Genomic DNA, 18,429 nt, shown 5'->3' on the forward strand with positions numbered 1-18,429 from the left:
CTACCGTTCTGCCGGCAGGTTGAAACGTTCAAACCCCGGTTTCCTCCTTTCCCCTCGAAGATCCTTGAAGCCACGGGGTGAAAGATGCCCTCCGGAGCGATATCCGAAGATGCTTGACCGCTCAAAGTGGGCTGCATATGCAGTTACCTTTCTCTTTGAGCTGTTTCAGGTCGGAGCTAAGGCCAGGGACCTGATGTGGGCAAGAACCTCGGCGAAGAGAGCACCCGAGATAGCCACCTCCGCCATCTGGAATATGGTCCTTCTGGCATGATTTATGACCCTTGCACCTATCTTTATCAGTTTGAGCTGCACGCTTGAAAGCGACCAATGGGATACCTCACTCGGGAGGGCGAGGCGCCGGAGGAAGTCGCCCAGGTTGTAGGCTAAGACGAAGAGGGCCAGCCTTACCTGGTTGGAGATGAAGCGAGAGCAGGATAGCCGGGTCCAGGAAAGGGCATACTTGCCCTCCTTGATGTGCTGCTCGCATAAGCCACGCTTGTTGTAGAATCTCACCACCTTCTCCGCCTTGGCACTTAGGTTGGTGACGATGAAGCCCACCCTGGGAAAGAGCTCACCCTGATGCCACTCGATCTTGGCGATGATCCTCCTGGATGTACTCCAGGACTTTGCCCGGTAGAAGAAATAGTGGTAGAAGACCTTGGGTTTCAGCGAGGGTCTGCCCACAGGCCTCGTCGTCAGGTGGTCTATTTCCTCGTATGGCCTGCTGTTGGCCTTTGTCCTCATGGCGTAGAGGATGCCTTCATTCTCCAAGTATTCGTAGATATCCGGGGAGGCGAAGGCGGCATCTCCCCTGAAGTAGATCCTCTTTCCCGCGTGCTTGTACCTGTCAACGATGGGCTCCAGCAGGTCCCGCCAGCCATCGGCGGAGTGGACGTTGCCCGGCCGCAAGGTCGCCCCTTCGCAGTCGCCGTATTGGTTGAAGACGAAGAGAAGATGATGACAACGGGAGAGAAAGTGGCGTTGTAGGCCGAGCCCTCCTGGCCGCCGTGCCCGGGGACTCCGACGAGTCCATGTCCAGGATGACCTATCACCCCCGCTATATCGGTGAGCCCAAGCGCCTCTTCCAGCTCCCTTGCCGCCAGCAATCCCGCGTCGGTGGTGACCCTTGGCATCGCGAAATCCCAGCCTAAGATGGGCGTCAAAATCAAACCTCAAACCCGCGTTTTCCGCTTCACCCGCAAGGTTATCCATGTTTATCCTTCCTTTATTGCTGCTGCCGCTGTATTGATGGCTATTTTAGCAATACAAGCGCAGAATCCTTGCTATTTGATACGAGAAATCCGGGATTAAGGAAAACAGAGGGTTAAGCTGAAGTGCGAAAGCTCAACGGAGTTTATCCGCAACCCTATTTGTTTTCCTGACCTTTCCAAGCCTGACTGATCCAAAGATGAAGGAAAATTCTTCTGCTTCCTAGGGCAGCCCCCCGCGATAGCGCACCTAGCACTTGCTATAATCTTACCCAGAGCCGGTTTATATTGCTGAAAAGCAACGAGGTCGGTTTTAGGGTGAGCTCATCTATCAAGCCATTGTGGGGGTGCGTGCATGAGCATCTTCGACCTGCGGGACGCCGTCATCGACGAATACAAGGACTACATCAGCAGCTTCCTCCTCATCCAGGACGAGCGCATCCGCGATTTCGTGGAAGAGGAGCTCTTACAAAAGGGGACCCTCTGGCCGCCCGCCCTCCTGCAGCTCAACCCCTCCTACGAAAAAGCGGCCACCATCGAGCAGCTGGTCGAGGAAGGGAAGCTCCATCCCGATTGCGCCGATATCTTCCGTGACCGGGACGGGGGCTCCATCACCCTCTTCCGGCACCAGCAGGAGGCCATCGAGACGGCCCTCTCCGGCAAGGGGTTCGTGGTCACCAGCGGCACCGGCTCCGGAAAGAGCCTCACCTACTTCGTGCCCATCATCGACGCGGTGCTAAGAGGCGACACCTCCGCCCACAAGGTGTGGGCCATCATCGTCTATCCCATGAACGCCCTCGTGAACTCCCAGCACACGGCCCTCGAGGAACTGGCCGAAGCCTACAGGGAAAGGACTGGCCGGGATTTCCCCATCCGCTTCCACAAGTACACCGGGCAGGAGCACGCCAGCCGCCTGGATATCCAGAAGGAGCCCCCCCACATCCTCCTCACCAACTACGTGATGCTCGAGCTCATGATGGTGCGTCCCGAAGAGCATATGTTCGTGGACCGCACCACCACCGGCATCAAGTACCTGGTCATCGACGAGCTCCACACCTATCGCGGGCGCCAGGGGGCGGACGTGGCGCTGCTCATCCGCCGTCTGAAGGAAAGGAGCGGCAACCCCGGCCTGGTCTGCATGGGGACCAGCGCCACCATGATCGCCGCAAGGACCGCCACCCCGCAGGAGAGGCGCCAGGCCGTGGCCGCCTTCGCGGGGCAGATCTTCGGCACGGCCTTCGGGCCGGAGCAGGTCATAGAGGAGACCCTGGAGAGCGTCGCCCCGCTGCGCCGCGACCTGGCCCTGGAGGAGCTCAAGGCGGCCATCGAGGCCCCCCTGCCCGAAACGCCCGAGGAGTTCCTGCAAAGCCCCCTCGTCTCCTGGGCCGAGGCCAATTTCGGCCTCGAGGAGGAGAAAGAGGAGGAAGAGGGAAAGCTCCGCCGCAGCGCCCCCATCAGCCTGGAGGAGGGAGCCCGGCGACTGTCCGAGGAAACGGACCTGGACGAGGCCACGTGCAGGGAGGCGCTTAACCGCGTCTTTTTGGCCGGGGCGACGCTGCGCAACGACAGAGGCGAGCCCCTGCTCTCCTTCAAGCTCCACCAGTTCATCGCCCAGGGCAACCGCGTCTTCGCGACCCTCGAGCCCCGCCCTGAGCGCGTCTTCGACCTCGAGGGGCGTGCCTCCACCGACCGCGGCGGCGGCCCTCTCCCCCTCTTTCCCTTGAAGTTCTGCCGCATCTGCGGGATCGATTACTACGAGGTGCTCAACGACTCCCAGGAGAAGCGCTTCGAGCCGGTGAGCGACGAGCTCGACTGGGAAGAAGGCTCGCAGGGCCCGGGCTATCTCCTCCTCGCCCCCGAGGGCGCTGAGGTGGAGTGGGGACCCGAGAACCTGCCCTCGGAATGGCTCACCGACACGGGAAGGGTAAAAAACACATACAAAGACCATGTCCCCCGGCCGGCATGGGTGAGCCCCGACGGCACCTATTCCGAGACCCCTGCCGAGGGCACGGCGAAGGCCTGGTTCCAGCCGCGTCCCTTCCGCCTCTGCCTCAACTGCGGGGTCTTCTACGGCAGGGGGAGCGAGTTCAGCAAGCTCACCGGCCTCTCCAGCGAGGGGCGTTCCACCGCCACCACCGTGCTCGCCCTCTCCGCCCTGGAGAACGCCCCCACGGGCGACATCGAGGCTTCGGCGCGTAAGCTCCTATCCTTCACCGACAACCGCCAGGACGCCAGCCTGCAGGCGGGGCACTTCAACGACTTCGTGCAGGTCTCCCTCTTGCGCGCCGCCATCCATGCCGCGGTCGAGGAGGCGGGTAAGCTGCGCTACGACGAGGTCGCGCCCAAGGTGGCGGAGAAGCTCGGCCTGAGCTTCCGAGACATCGCCGCCAACAAGGAGATAGAGCCCGACACCGCTCCCGGCAGGGAGGTGCTCCGGGATTTCACCGCGCTCATCGAGTACCGCATCTACGAGGACCTGCGCCGCGGCTGGAGGGTGGTGCAGCCCAACCTGGAGCAGTGCGGGCTGCTCGTCATCGACTACCTGGGAATGGAGGAGCTCTGCTCGAATGACGAGGCCTGGCGCGAGCTCGAGCCCTTCGCCCAGGCATCCCCGGAGAAGCGCCGGGAGGTGCTCGTGGCCCTCCTCGACCATTTCCGCCGCCAGCTCGCCGTGCACGCCTCCTGCCTGCAGGAGACCGACCAGGCACAGCTCAAAAAACGCGTGCGGGAGCGCATCGACGAGCGCTGGGGCTTCGAGGAGGCCGAGAGGCTGCGCCCCGCTGTCCGCTTCATCCTCCCCGGACAGGAGGAGAGCCTCAGGAACAGCTTCAGCCTCTCCGAGCGCAGCCTCATCAGGCGTTACCTCAGGCGCGCCCTGCCCGCCTTCGATACGGAGTACGCCGACAACGTGCTCCGCCTGGTGGACATCCTCTGCGCCCACGGGCTGCTCCGGAAGGAGAGCGAGAGGGGGGTCTCCTTCGTGCGCCTGGAATCATCTGCCATCATCTGGAAAAAGGGAGACGGCAGGCCCGCGGGCGAGCCCATCTACCTGCGCCGCTCCGAGGACCCCGTCTACCAGAGGGCGGAGCGGGAGGCCAACCGCTATTTCCGGGATTTCTACCTGCGTTCCTCCGCCCTCCTCCGGGAAGCCGAGGCACGCGAGCACACCGCTCAGATAGACTACGAGCGCCGCGAGGAACGGGAGAGGCGTTTTCGCAACGGCGAGCTCAAATGTCTCTTCTGCTCCCCCACCATGGAGCTGGGCATAGACATCGCCGACCTGCAGCTGGTGCACCTGCGCAACGTGCCCCCCACCCCGGCCAACTACGCGCAGCGCAGCGGGCGCGCGGGGCGCAAGGGCGACCCCTCCCTGGTCATGACCTACTGCCTGGCGGGGAGCGGGCATGACCAGTATTTCTTCCACCACCAGCGGGAGATGGTCTCCGGGGCCGTACAGCCCCCGCGCATCGACTTGACCAGCGAGGACTTGGCCAGGGCCCACCTGCACTCCATCTGGCTGGCCAGGGTGGGCCTCTCTTTGGGACGCTCCATCACCGACATCGTGGACGTGCGCCAGGAGGGGATCCCCCTCACCGAAGACGCCCGCAACAAGATCGAGCTCTCCGAGTCTGCCTTCAAGGAGTGCCTGGAGGAGGCCAAGAGAATCTTTTCCTCCTGCGCGCCGGATATCGAGAAGGCCGCCTGGTACGGCGAGGATTGGATGGAGAAAGCGCTCAGGCGGGCCCCCGAGGAGTTCGACCGGGCCTTCGACCGCTTCCGCGAGCTCTACCGGGCGGCGGACCGCCAGTTCGTGGAGGCGAGCGACCTGCTGCGCTACCGCTCGGGGGACCGCGGCGAGATAGAGAGGGCGGAGAGGAGCCGCGCGGAGGCGGAGCGCCAGATAAGGCTCCTGCGCAACGAGACCACCTCCTACCAGGAGTCGGACTTCTACCCCTACCGCTACCTAGCGAGCGAGGGCTTCCTTCCCGGCTACAACTTTCCCCGCCTCCCCTTGAGCGCCTTCCTGCCCCGCGAGAAGGGCGGCGACTACGTGGACCGGCCGCGCTTTCTGGCCATCTCGGAGTTTGGCCCCGAGAACCTCATCTACCACGAGGGGGCGAAGTACCGGGTGACGGGGCTCAGGACCTCCCTCACCGACCTGGACCAGAGGCGCTTCCAGGTGAAGCTGTGCAAGGCCTGCGGCTACCTCCACTCGGACGAGACCACGGAGATATGTCACCATTGCGGGAACAAGCTCTCAGGCGACGGATACACCTTCGCCGTCCTGCTCGAGGCCACCAACGTCTATACGCGCCGCAGCGAGCGCATCACCAGCGAGGAGGAGGAGAGGCTCCGCCGCGGTTTTCACATCACCACCCATTTCGAGTTCGCCCCTGCGAGCGGGGCGAGCGAGGGACGCATACCCGCGAGCGTGAGCGACGCCGGCGAAAACCCCATCATCAGGCTCGTCTATGCTCCCGCGGCCACCATCTATCGCATCAACCACCGCTGGCGGGCGAGCAGGGAGGACGGCTACCTCTTAGACTTCGACACCGGGGAGTTCGTAAGACGCGGCGGCAACGGAGAGGGCGCGGGAGCTGCCTCCGCCGGGCGGGTGGAGCTGGTGCGCCTCTTCGTGCGGGATACCATGAACATCATCCTCCTCTACCCGGGCGGGGAGGACATGGACTGGTCCGAGGGGACCGAAGCCACCCTCGAGCACGCCCTGCGCCGCGGCGTAGAGCAGGTCTTCCAGATAGAGCACACAGAGCTCGCCTCGGAGCGCATCGGCGAGGGCGAGAGGCGCGGCATCCTCTTCTACGAGGCAGGCCAGGGAGGCTACGGCATCCTGCGCGCTCTCGCGGAGGAAAGGGACGCATTCGCCCGCGTGGCAAGAGAGGCGTTGGCGATATGCCATTACGACCCCGAGACCCTTGAGGACCGCGGCGAGGGGTGCTCAAGCGCCTGTTATGACTGCCTCCTCTCCTACACCAACCAGCGCGACTATCCCCTGCTCAGTCGCTCCCTGGTCAGGGACCTCCTGGCACGGCTTGCCCGCTCCGAGACCCACCCGCATGTAAAGGGCAGGGACTACGAGAGCCACTACGGGTGGCTGCGCGCGCTCACCGATTCCCGTTCCGAGCTGGAGAGGAAGTTCCTCGACCATCTCTACGGGACGCGGCGCAGGCTGCCCGACGACGCCCAGCGTCCCCTGGAGGACTACCCCGGCACCATCCCCGATTTCTACTACGACAGGTACACCTGCATCTACTGTGACGGCTCGGTGCACGACGATCCCGCCCAGAGGGAGAAGGACGAAAAGATACGCCGGGAGCTGGAAGACCTTGGATACCGCGTCATCGTCATCCGCTACGACCGGGACCTGGAGGAACAGGTGGCCGCCTATCCTGACGTCTTCGGGGAGGCCAAGGCATGAGGCAGGCATGGTCGTTTCCCGTTCCCCTTGGGCATTGGCCTGGAGCACAAGGAGCAGGGCTGCGGGCACGGCAGAGCGGGAAACGCCAGGCGTGAAGCACAGGGGGTAATGCCCATGCATACGGAGGATGCGTTATGAGCGACGGATTTGCTGGCGTGGGGTCCATCGTGCGCTGCCGGGAACGCGAGTGGGTGGTCCTGCCATCGCAGCGTGAGGACATAATCATGCTCCGCCCCCTGGCAGGGGGAGAGGAAGAGATCTGCGGCGTCTCTACCCAACTGATGAAGTACGGCATCGACACCATCACTTCCGCTGACTTTCCCCTTCCCAGGCCCGAGGAAGCGGGCGACGCCACCTCGGCAGGGCTCCTCTTCGACGCCGCCCGCCTCACATTAAGAGACGGAGCCGGCCCCTTCCGCTCCCTGGGGCGCATCTCGGTGAGGCCCCGCCCCTACCAGTTCGTGCCCATGCTCATGGCCCTGCGCCTCGACCCCATCCGCCTGCTCATCTCAGACGACGTGGGGGTGGGAAAGACCATCGAGGCGGCGCTCATCGCCCGCGAGCTCCTGGACCGGGGTGAGATCAAACGTATCTGCGTGCTCTGCCCGCCCTACCTCTGCGACCAGTGGGCGAACAAGGAACTCAAGGAGAAGTTTCACCTCGATGCGGTGATCATCAACTCGGGCACGGTGAGCTCGCTCGAGCGCCGCCTGCCCCCCGGCGACCACAGCATCTTCAGCTACTTTCCCTATACAGTGGTGAGCATCGACTACGCCAAGAGCGAACGCCACCGCCAGAACTTCCTCGCCAACTGCGCGGAGCTGGTCATCGTGGACGAGGCCCACGGGGCCGCGCGCCCCTCCAGCCGTTCCGCCACCCAGCAGCAGCGCCATGCGCTCCTGCGCGAGCTGGCCAAGGATGAGGACCGCCACCTCATCCTCCTCACCGCTACCCCCCACAGCGGGGTGGAGGAGGGGTTCCTCTCCCTTTTGGGCCTGCTAGAACCAGACTTTGAGCGGCTCAACCTGCAGAACCTTACGGAAAAGGAGCGTGACCGCCTGGCGCGACACTTCGTGCAGCGCCGCCGCGCCGATGTGGTGGACTGGCTGGGGGAGAAGACCCCCTTCCCCGAACGCAATACAAGCGAGGCCAGCTACGACCTCTCGCCCCCCTACCGCAAGCTCTTCGACGGCGTGTACGAGTTCAGCCGCGAGCTGGTAGCCTCGGGGGAGACCTTGAGCGGCTGGAAGAGGCGGGTGCGCTACTGGACCGCCCTGGCGCTTCTGCGTTGCGTCATGTCCAGCCCCGCCGCCGCCTCCACAGCCATCGGCAAGCGCTTAAAGGGTCTGGGCGAGGAGATGGAGGAAGGCGTCCTCGAAGACGATTTCCTCCCCTCCATCTACGAGACGGAGGACCGGGAAGCGACCGACCTCCAGCCCTCCCAGGTCATCGAGGAGGGGGCGGAGGAGCTCACGGATCCCGAGGCAAGGAGGCTTCGCGCCTTCGCCAGGCAGGCCGAGTCCTTGAAGGGCGGCGACGACCGCAAGCTGGAGAAGTGCGCAGAGATCGTGGAAGGCCTCCTCGACCAGGGGTTTTCCCCCATCATCTGGTGCCGCTACATCGCCACCTCCGACTACGTGGCCGCGGAGCTGTCCCGCCGCCTCGCCCGCCGCTATCCCGAGCTGCGCGTGGTCTCGGTCACCGGGGCCCTCTCCGAGGACGAGCGCAAGCTCAAGGTGGAAGAGCTTGCCAGCTTCCCCCGGCGGGTACTGGTGGCTACCGACTGCCTGAGCGAGGGCATCAACCTGCAGGACCACTACAACGCGGTCATCCATTACGACCTCCCCTGGAACCCCAACCGCCTGGAGCAGCGGGAGGGGAGGGTGGACCGCTTCGGCCAGACGGCCTCGGTGGTAAAAGCCGTCCTCCTCTACGGCCGGGACAACCCGGTGGACGGGGCGGTTCTCGAGGTGCTCCTGCGCAAGGCCAGGTATATTCATAGATCTCTTGGGATATCGGTGCCCGTGCCCGTGGACAGCGAGACGGTGATGGAGGCGGTGCTTGAGTCCCTCTTCTTCCGCGGCAGGGACGCCTCGCAGATGCAGCTCTTCGATGCGCCCGAGGCTCGGGAGCTGGAGCGCCTCTGGGACCGCGCGGCGGAGCGCGAGAAGGAGAGCCGCACCCGGTTTGCCCAGCGGGCTTTAAAGCCCGACGAGGTGGAGCGCGAGCTTAAGGAGTGCGACTCCGTGCTGGGTGACCCCGGCGCGGTGCGGGACTTCGTGCTCGAGGCCTGCAACCGCCTGGGGGTGGGATGCCGGCGAAAGGGCGAAGGCACCTACGAGCTCTCCTCCCTCGACCGCCTCCCCGCCCGCGCGCGCGAGGCCCTGCCGCAGGAGGAGAGGCTCCTCCTCGCCTTCGAGGCCCCCGCCCCGGAGGGCGCGCTCTACGTGGGGCGCAACCATCCCTTCGTCACCGCCCTGGCGCGGCACCTCATGGAGGAGGCCCTGGCCGGGAAGCCGGACGCCGTGGCCTCGCGCTGCGGGGTCATGCGCACAAGCCGGGTCGGCAAGCGCACCACCCTCATGCTCGTGCGCTGCCGCTACACCCTGACCACCCCGGACGCAGGAGACCTGCTGGCGGAGGAGGTGCTCCCCCTGGCGTTTGTCGGCACCCCCCAGGACGGGGTCACCTGGCTTCCCCGCGAGGAGGCCGTGGCCCTTCTGCGCGAGGCGGCGCCGGAGGAGAACGTCGCCCCCCAGGCCCGGGCGGAGGCCTTGGAGAGGGCGCTTTCCTGGTACAAGGACCTAAAAGGCGAGATTACGGGGATATTGGAGGAGCGCGCCCGCGCCCTGCAGGCCTCGCACAAGCGGGTGCGCGAGACGGCCAGGGTAGCCCGCCGGGGCGTGGCCGTCACCCGCCACCTCCCGCCCGACCTCTTGGGACTCATGGTGCTCTTGCCCGTCCCCAAGGGGGTGAGGAGGTGAGCCGCTTTCCCAGCCTCAAGGTGGAGGGAGGACTCCTTTCCTTCGACCTCATCGAGGACATCGCGGAAGGCGAAGCCCCGGGGCAGAAGCCGGCGGACTTCGGCCTTCCCGCCAAGGCGCACTTCCTGGACGAGGTGGCCGATGCCTGGGCAGCAGCCCGCCGCTACTGGGAGGCCTTCCGCGCCCGCCTGGAGCAGCTGCCGGAGGAGGACCTCGCCACCAGCGCCACCCGCGACGGCTGGGTCATCCCCCTCCTGAGCCTCTTGGGATATGAGCTCGCCTACCGGCCGCGGGCCCAGGTGGTGGACGGCCTCACCTTCGCCGTAAGCCACGGCGCGGACTCAGGTGAGGACTCTCCCCCCGTGCACGTGGTGGGCTGGCGCCAGGAGCTGGGCAAGCTCCCGCCCACCGGCCGCCCCCGCCTCGCCCCGCATGTGCTCATGCAGGAGTACCTCAACCGCACCGAACACCTCTGGGGGCTGGTCACCAACGGGCGCGTCCTGCGCCTGCTGCGCGACTCCCAGCTGCTCTCCCGCCAGGCCTACATCGAGTTCGACCTCGAGGGCATGTTCGAGGGGGCGAGGCTTGCCGACTTCGCCCTCCTCTGGCGCCTGGCCCACCGCACCCGCCTGCCTCGAGGCATGGAGGACGCCCCCTCCTGCCTGCTGGAGCGCTACTACGCCACCAGCGTGGAGCAGGGAGGGAGGGTGCGTGAGAGGCTGCGCGACGGGGTGGAGCGAGCCCTGGAGGTCTTCGGGAACGGCCTGCTCTCCCATCCCGAGAACGGTGAGCTGCGGGAGAGGGTGGCGGCGGGAGAGATCAGGCCCGAGGACTTCTACCGCGACCTTTTGCGCCTGGTCTACCGCCTGCTCTTCCTCATGGTGGCGGAGGAGAGGGGCCTCATCTCCCCCTCCGAGGTCTACCTGGAGCACTACAGCCTGGAGCGCCTGCGCCGACTGGCCGACCTGCGCATCTCGGGGGAGGACCACCGCGACCTCTGGATATCCCTGCAGGCCACCTTCGAGCTCTTCCGCAGGGAGGAGCTGGGGGCCCTGCTCCAGCTCCCGCCCTTGAACGGCGAGCTCTTCGCAGCGACTGGTCTCGACCGCTGCGCCCTCTCCAACCGGGACCTCTCCGCCGCCCTGCGCGAGCTCTCCACCTACACCGAGGGCCCGCGCTGCCCGCGCCGTCGCGTCAACTACTCCGCCCTGGACGTGGAAGAGCTGGGGAGCGTCTACGAGAGCCTCCTCGACTACCATCCCGCCTTCCTGGAAAAAGACGGGAAGACGGCCTTCCGCCTGGTCACAGGTACGGAGCGCAAGACCACCGGCTCCTACTACACCCCGCCGGCGCTCGTGGGCGAGCTCGCGAAAAGCGCGCTTGAGCCGGTGCTCCTCGCCCGCTTGGATAAGGCGAAGGGCAAAGAGGACAAGGAGAGGGCCATCCTCTCCATGAAGGTGTGCGACCCCGCCTGCGGGAGCGGCCATTTCCTGCTCGCCGCCGCCCGCCGCCTGGGCAAAGAGCTCGCCCGCGTGCGCACGGGCGACGAGGAGCCCGCCCCCGAGGAGGTGCGCCCGGCGGTGCGAGAGGTCATCTCCCACTGCATCTACGGGGTGGACAAGAACCCCTTAGCGGTGGACCTCTGCAAGGTGGCGCTGTGGATAGAGGGCCATGCCGAGGGCAGGCCCCTCTCCTTCCTCGACCACCGCATCCGCTGCGGCGACTCCCTGGTGGGGGTGTTCGACCTGAAGGTACTGGAGGAGGGCATACCCGACGAGGCCTTCAACCCTGTCTCCGGAGACGACAAGGCCCTCGCCAAATCGAAAAAGAAGGACAACAGGGCGGAGAAGACCAAGAAGGCGGGATGGCTCTCTATGCAATTCGAGGCGGGTTCGGACATCGCGGAGCTCTCACAGGCCTACCGCGCACTCTCCGAGATACCCGACGACACCCCGGAACAGGTGCGAAGGAAACAGGAGGCCTACGAGAGGCTTAAGGCGGAGGGGAGCAGGTGGTGGCGGGACATGACCGCCTGCCACCTCTGGACCTCCGCTTTCTTTGCGAACCTGGATACGGATAGCTGCCGGGAGAGGGCCGTCCCCACCACCCAGGTCCTGCGCGACTACCTGGCCTCGGGGAGCGTGGACGGGCGCTTTATCGGGCACGCCTGGGAGGCGGCGGTGCGCCACCGCTTCTTCCACTGGCCCCTGGAGTTCCCCGAGGTGTTCGAGGCGAGAGGCTTCGACGTGGTGCTCTGCAATCCTCCCTGGGAGCGCATCAAGCTACAGGAGCAGGAGTTCTTCGCCACCCGGGAGCCCGAGATCGCCTTGGCTCCCAACAAGGCGGCACGAGGACGCCTGATCAAGCAACTTCCCGAGACCAATCCATCCTTGTGGTCTGAATACCTGGATGCTCTGCATTATGCCGAGGCACAGAGCAAGTTCCTGCGCCAATCCGGGCGCTTCCCCTTATCCGCCCGGGGAGATATAAACACATATTCTGTCTTCTCCGAGCTTTTCAGCGAATTGATAAATGCCAGCGGCAGAGTGGGGATCGTCGTGCCCACGGGCATCGCCACCGACGACACCAACAAGCAGGTCTTCTCCCACCTGGTGGATGGGGGGATGCTCGTAAGCCTATATGACTTCGAGAACCGGGAGAAAATATTTCCCGCGGTTGATAGCAGGCAGAAGTTCTCTCTCCTCACCCTTCGTGGTGACCTCGCCGCGAAAGCTCCCACCCGCTTCGCCTTCTTCCTCACCCGCACAGAGCAGCTCAAGGACGAGCGGCGCGTCTTCTCCTTAAGCGCGGAGGACTTCAAGCTCCTGAACCCCAACACCCGCACCTGCCCCATCTTCCGCACCCGCCAGGACGCCGAGCTCACCAAGTATATATATGAGAGGGTGCCGGTGCTGGTGAACGAGGCCACGGGCGAGAATCCCTGGGGCGTTAGGTTCATGACCATGTTCCATATGTCCAACGACTCCCACCTCTTCCGCACCCGAAAGGAGCTCGAGGAGGCCGGCTACCGCCTCTTCGGCAACCGCTTCATAAAAGGCGAAGGCAAAGACCAGGAAGTCTGGCTGCCGTTATATGAGGCGAAGATGATCCACCAATTCGATCATAGGTTCGGCACTTATGAAGGTATTGAAGTCCGCACCAATGCCCAGATTCCCACTCCCAGCGAAGAACAACACGCCGACCCCAATTACTTGGTCATGCCTTGGTATTGGGTCGAATCCCGGGAAGTCGACGCGGCCTTGAGAAGCTACTCACAAGGTTGGCTTTTTGGTTTCCGTGATATTGCCAGGTCAACCGATGAACGCACGGCGATATTCACCCTTGTCCCCCGCACCGCCGCCGGCCACAAATTCCCATTGATATTCCCCAAAGCGAAAGAAGCTTTTGTGATAGCGATTCTAGCACCAAATACAGACAGCATTGTTTTTGATTATTTTGCAAGACAGAAAACCGGAGGCACAAATCTAGCATATTTCTATTTGAAACAATTTCCATTCCTTGCTCCTATGCACTTATTTAAACAAAAAGCCCAACATATCACATCAACTTTCTTAGAATTGATCTACACCTCCTGGGATATCAAGCCCTTCGCCGACGATGTTTGGCGTGAGGCAGATGAGGAGCTCCGCCATGCCATCAAAGCCCAATGGGAGGAGAACAAGAAAGATACCGGCGGCCTCATCTGGGACCCGCCCGAATGGGCTGAGATAGCAGACGATGGCATCCCCCTCCCGCCCTTCAAGTGGGACGAGGAACGCCGCGCCCGCCTCCGCGCAGAGCTCGACGCCATCTACGCCAAGCTCTACGGCCTCAACCGCAAACAGCTCCGCTACATCCTCGACCCCGCCGACCTCACGGAAAAGGAGCTGGAGAACATCCTCGACGACTACGAGGAGGTGGAAGACCCCTTGGACGAGGAGTCCTACCGCGCCCGCTGCGAGGCCTCCACCTTCCCCGGCGAAACTTTCCGCGTCCTCAAAGAGAAAGAAATCAAACAATACGGCCACTACCGTACTCGCCAACTAATCCTCGAAGCCTGGCAGAGACTATACGGGAAAGGCTGAGTCTTAAAGAGTGTGTGTTTGGAAAGGATGATCGGTCATGGTCTTTTTCAAAAATACCAGGAGCTGTCAACGACGGTTTAGATTGTCACCGTTTCAACGGTATAAAGTGTCCACTTTTCGACGGAGTCACTCGGCTGCAACCGGCAGATAGATGATTGTATAAACTACCGGGGATGAACCGGCCAACGGTGGTGTTCGGTTCCTTTCACCTCCCCTCCGTTTTCACAAGCCCTATGCTATGGACCCGGCCTTCCTCTTGCCTCAGAAAGCTCCTCAGTGGCGAGTAATTGTAGCTGGTGATGGGGAGGGCGGGGTTGTCTACGAGCTCTTTTTCCTCGAGAAGGGCATGGGCGATCCCCTTCTCCCACAGCGCGGGGATCCTTGCCTAAGATGACCTGCGGTACTCCACGCTGAAGCCCTCCGGGTCATCCCTGTACTCCCGGAGCAGGGAGAAGAACCTCGCCTTGCCTATTCCCAGGATCTGCTGGGATATCTTAGTGTCCAGCTTTAAAGCTTAAACTTTCTACTTTGAAATTTAGATCACATGCTCCACGTCGATGTTGACGTCAAGCAGTCTTATAATATTTAAACAAGGCCTAGCACTTTAGAATTCAGATAAATGGAGCGCCCATGAATGAGGTGGTATATCATTTCAATGTTATCTTGGCCACAAATCTTTATCTCTCCTATTTGTTTGGAGACCACGATGGAAATACATATGGATGCTACTGAAAAATCACAGAGGGCTTGGATATTCCAGTCGAACCCCAAGAGATATCCAATACTTGAAGCCATAACAACGAAGAAAAAGGACACATTTTCAATCAACCGATATAGGGACGAATATTCAATTGGTGATCGGGTATTCATATGGAAGTCGGGGGAGAATGCAGGCATATATGCTGTTGGAAGAATACTATCTAAGCCGTTTGAGATGAAAGGTACAGAGTTTGGCGATATCAAAGTAGAGATTAGCTACGACGAGGTTTTGGATAACCCCATCCTAAAGGAAGAAATTCTTAAGGATGAAAGATTAAAAGGCTTGGCAATAATTCGACAACCTCGGGGAACAAATTTCAAGCTGGAGCAAGAGGAGGCAAAGATTCTTGAGGAAATCTACGGGGCGAGAAGCAAACTCGAAGGCACTTTAAGCTCGAACATATCAGAACAAGAGCATCATAAGATCTACAATTATATCCAAGGCAAAGGCCTCCACTTCCCCCCCTCCCTGGTGACCGACTACCTCCTGGCGCTCAAGACCAAGCCCTTCGTCATCCTCACCGGGGTGTCCGGCACCGGCAAGACCAAGCTGGCCCAGCTGGTGGCGGATTACTTCACGGAAGAGGACAAGGAACGCGTGGCCTTCGTGCCGGTGAGGCCGGACTGGACGGACAACCAAGGGCTCCTAGGCTTCTACAACCTCATCACCCAGCGCTACGAGCCCACCGAGCTCTTGAAGCTCCTGCTGCGCGCCGCAGAGGACCTCGAGAACCCCTACTTCCTCATCTTGGACGAGATGAACCTGGCCAAGGTGGAGCACTACTTCTCCGACTTCCTCTCCTGCCTGGAGAGCGGGACCCCCATCCTCCTCCACGACCAGCCGGAGGACCTGTCCTTCTCGGACGGGAAGCGGGAATACCTCATCCCTCCCCGCCTCCAGATACCCGAAAACCTCTACATAACCGGCACCGTCAACGTGGACGAGACCACCTACATGTTCTCCCCCAAGGTGCTGGACCGGGCCTTCACCCTGGAGTTCGACCGCGTGGAGACCGGGGCCTACCTGGGCTTGGAGGAGGCCTCATCCGAGGAGGACTTCCGGCTCAAGGAGGGGTTCACCCTCCTGCCCCAGGAGCATGCCACCAGGGCGCACGCCTCCTCCCTCTCCCCCGGCTTCAAGGGCCTCCTCGCCTCCCTGGAGGAGATGCTCGAGCCCTACCGCCTGCACTTCGGCTACCGGGTGATCAACGAGATCTCCCTCTACCTTGCAAACGCCGGGGAAAACGTGTCGGAGAGCCCCACCGCCGCAGATACCGCCTTCGACCTCTGCCTCCTGCACAAGGTCCTGCCCAAGCTGCACGGCAACCGCGGTGAGCTGGAGGAGCCCCTGGCCCGCCTCCTCTTCTTCTGCTTCGAGATGACCCCTCCGGGTGACCCCGCCGGCTCCTTCGAGAGCTTCCAGGCCGGACCCCCTCTTCTCTACGAGTCCCAGGATGAAGGGAGGTCTCCCCGCTTCCCCCGCACCGCCGCCAAGGTCCATCGCATGTGGTCCACCCTGCGCACGCGGGGCTTTGTGAGCTTCGTGGAGTGAGGGATGAAAGATGTTTGAGAACAGCTCGGCACTCGACAGGGCCGCAAGGCTTTTCGGTATGGCTTACGATGCGGCACTTCAGGGTGCCTACAGCAACTACAAGAGGCAAGCGCTGGCAAACATAGGAAAAATTATCAAGGAATACATTAAGAGCGGAGATGTCAGCCGCGGAGTATTGCCGAGGATTTTAAAGGAAAACACACAGAATATTATATGGATTGTCGGGTATTTCGGCGTAATAGACGACTTGCGCTCGTATCTTTCAAAGAGCGAGGCCAACGAGAAGGCTTTCCTGAGTGAATTTGCTCGCATGCTGGAGGAAAACACTCCTTTGGAAAAGAGGGTTGACGATTTCAAGTCCTTTATGGACGGAGAATATGCAAGGAATGGGATAGAAAGGAAATTCCCGCTCAACATGCTCTCCACATTCCTTGCCGCTAATGATGAGAGACAATATTGCATCGTAAGACCTACCTCATACGACCGAGCCATAAAGGAATTCGGGTATAAGGACAAACTCGCCGCCTGGAAAACAGATGGGGAGAGATACGCATATTACTGCGATTTCGCCCTGGAGTTGCTGGAGAAGCTCAGGGAGGCATCCGGGAAGGGCCTGAGCCTTCTGGATGTCTATAACTTCCTCTTCTTGTGGGACCATTTCCACCCCGCTTTCGACCGGGTTCTGATAGCCGCGAACATCGAGAGGCTGAAGGCAAAGGGTGAGTGGAACGGGAAGAGGTTCGACTATCGTGCCGAGAAGGAGGCGGAAGCAAGAAAGCTGTGCGAGGACAAGGTCGGTAGCTTCTCTCGGGAGGAGGGGGAGAGGCTCTTCGCCCTGCTTGACTCAGATCTTCCTGGGGGAAGGGAAGTCCACGGACGCTTCGGCCTGTCCTTCATCGGCTCTAACCGGGAGCTTCTGCTCCAAGACATGGGAGCCTTTAACCAGTGGTCTGATTACCTATATGGCGCGCCCGAGGCGGAGCTACAACAACGCGTCGAAGGGTTTATGAAAATGAAGCCGTTGAAGGGCGCCGGCAGCACGTTCGTCTCCGCGCTCCTCTACCTTCGGGATAAGAACCGTTTCAACATCGTGAACGGTGCGATAATCGGCGGTTTGGCGAAGGTTCTCGAGAACAAGGCCTTGGACAAGAGAAAACTGGAATACTACTTCGATGCCAACTGGTTGCTCATCTGCCTCAGAGAGGAAATCGGTCTCCGCCCTGAATCCCTCGACCTGCTCCTCTCAAACATCGTGCCCGTAACCCCGGCCCGCGACATCTACGAGTATGTCGAACGGGCCAACCTCCACTTCCCCCCCTCCCTGGTGACCGACTACCTCCTGGCGCTCAAGACCAAGCCCTTCGTCATCCTCACCGGGGTGTCCGGCACCGGCAAGACCAAGCTGGCCCAGCTGGTGGCGGATTACTTCACGGAAGAGGACAAGGAACGCGTGGCCTTCGTGCCGGTGAGGCCGGACTGGACGGACAACCAAGGGCTCCTAGGCTTCTACAACCTCATCACCCAGCGCTACGAGCCCACCGAGCTCTTGAAGCTCCTGCTGCGCGCCGCAGAGGACCTCGAGAACCCCTACTTCCTCATCTTGGACGAGATGAACCTGGCCAAGGTGGAGCACTACTTCTCCGACTTCCTCTCCTGCCTGGAGAGCGGGACCCCCATCCTCCTCCACGACCAGCCGGAGGACCTGTCCTTCTCGGACGGGAAGCGGGAATACCTCATCCCTCCCCGCCTCCAGATACCCGAAAACCTCTACATAACCGGCACCGTCAACGTGGACGAGACCACCTACATGTTCTCCCCCAAGGTGCTGGACCGGGCCTTCACCCTGGAGTTCGACCGCGTGGAGACCGGGGCCTACCTGGGCTTGGAGGAGGCCTCATCCGAGGAGGACTTCCGGCTCAAGGAGGGGTTCACCCTCCTGCCCCAGGAGCATGCCACCAGGGCGCACGCCTCCTCCCTCTCCCCCGGCTTCAAGGGCCTCCTCGCCTCCCTGGAGGAGATGCTCGAGCCCTACCGCCTGCACTTCGGCTACCGGGTGATCAACGAGATCTCCCTCTACCTTGCAAACGCCGGGGAAAACGTGTCGGAGAGCCCCACCGCCGCAGATACCGCCTTCGACCTCTGCCTCCTGCACAAGGTCCTGCCCAAGCTGCACGGCAACCGCGGTGAGCTGGAGGAGCCCCTGGCCCGCCTCCTCTTCTTCTGCTTCGAGATGACCCCTCCGGGTGACCCCGCCGGCTCCTTCGAGAGCTTCCAGGCCGGACCCCCTCTTCTCTACGAGTCCCAGGATGAAGGGAGGTCTCCCCGCTTCCCCCGCACCGCCGCCAAGGTCCATCGCATGTGGTCCACCCTGCGCACGCGGGGCTTCGTGAGCTTCGTGGAGTGA

Annotated in this window: 5 protein-coding genes and 1 pseudogene; 5 read left to right on the forward strand and 1 reads right to left on the reverse strand. The window is 62.2% G+C overall.

The window, feature by feature from the left end; all coding sequences use genetic code 11:
- Positions 1 to 165: 165 nt before the first annotated feature.
- A pseudogene (locus tag H5T74_13210) lies at positions 166 to 1,212 on the reverse strand (IS1380 family transposase).
- 351 nt (positions 1,213 to 1,563) lie between these two features.
- On the opposite strand from H5T74_13210, the gene H5T74_13215 reads away from it, so the two are divergent.
- From H5T74_13215 to H5T74_13235, 5 genes are all read left to right on the forward strand, one after another.
- Positions 1,564 to 6,645, forward strand: a complete 5,082-nt coding sequence (locus H5T74_13215) for a DEAD/DEAH box helicase (protein MBC7231335.1) — start codon at positions 1,564 to 1,566, stop codon at positions 6,643 to 6,645.
- A 134-nt stretch (positions 6,646 to 6,779) separates the two neighbouring features.
- On the forward strand, positions 6,780 to 9,629 hold the full coding sequence (locus tag H5T74_13220) for a DEAD/DEAH box helicase (protein ID MBC7231336.1): 2,850 nt from the start codon (positions 6,780 to 6,782) through the stop codon (positions 9,627 to 9,629).
- Positions 9,626 to 13,714, forward strand: a complete 4,089-nt coding sequence (locus H5T74_13225) for an N-6 DNA methylase (protein ID MBC7231337.1) — start codon at positions 9,626 to 9,628, stop codon at positions 13,712 to 13,714. Before H5T74_13220 ends, H5T74_13225 begins: the two co-directional genes overlap by 4 nt.
- Before the next feature lie 634 nt (positions 13,715 to 14,348).
- Entirely contained in the window at positions 14,349 to 16,025 is a 1,677-nt protein-coding gene (locus H5T74_13230) for an EVE domain-containing protein (protein MBC7231338.1), read from the forward strand.
- A gap of 331 nt (positions 16,026 to 16,356) precedes the next feature.
- Positions 16,357 to 18,429, forward strand: a complete 2,073-nt coding sequence (locus H5T74_13235; GenBank protein ID MBC7231339.1) for an AAA family ATPase — start codon at positions 16,357 to 16,359, stop codon at positions 18,427 to 18,429.

This window comes from Actinomycetota bacterium (assembly GCA_014360645.1).
Taxonomy (GTDB): domain Bacteria; phylum Actinomycetota; class Geothermincolia; order Geothermincolales; family RBG-13-55-18; genus Solincola_B.

Excerpts from the sequence above, each read along its gene's own strand:
- H5T74_13215 (MBC7231335.1), top strand. The coding sequence starts at position 1,564 with ATGAGCATCTTCGACCTGCGGGACGCCGTCATCGACGAATACAAGGAC.
- H5T74_13220 (MBC7231336.1), top strand. The coding sequence starts at position 6,780 with ATGAGCGACGGATTTGCTGGCGTGGGGTCCATCGTGCGCTGCCGGGAA.
- H5T74_13230 (MBC7231338.1), top strand. The coding sequence starts at position 14,349 with ATGAGGTGGTATATCATTTCAATGTTATCTTGGCCACAAATCTTTATC.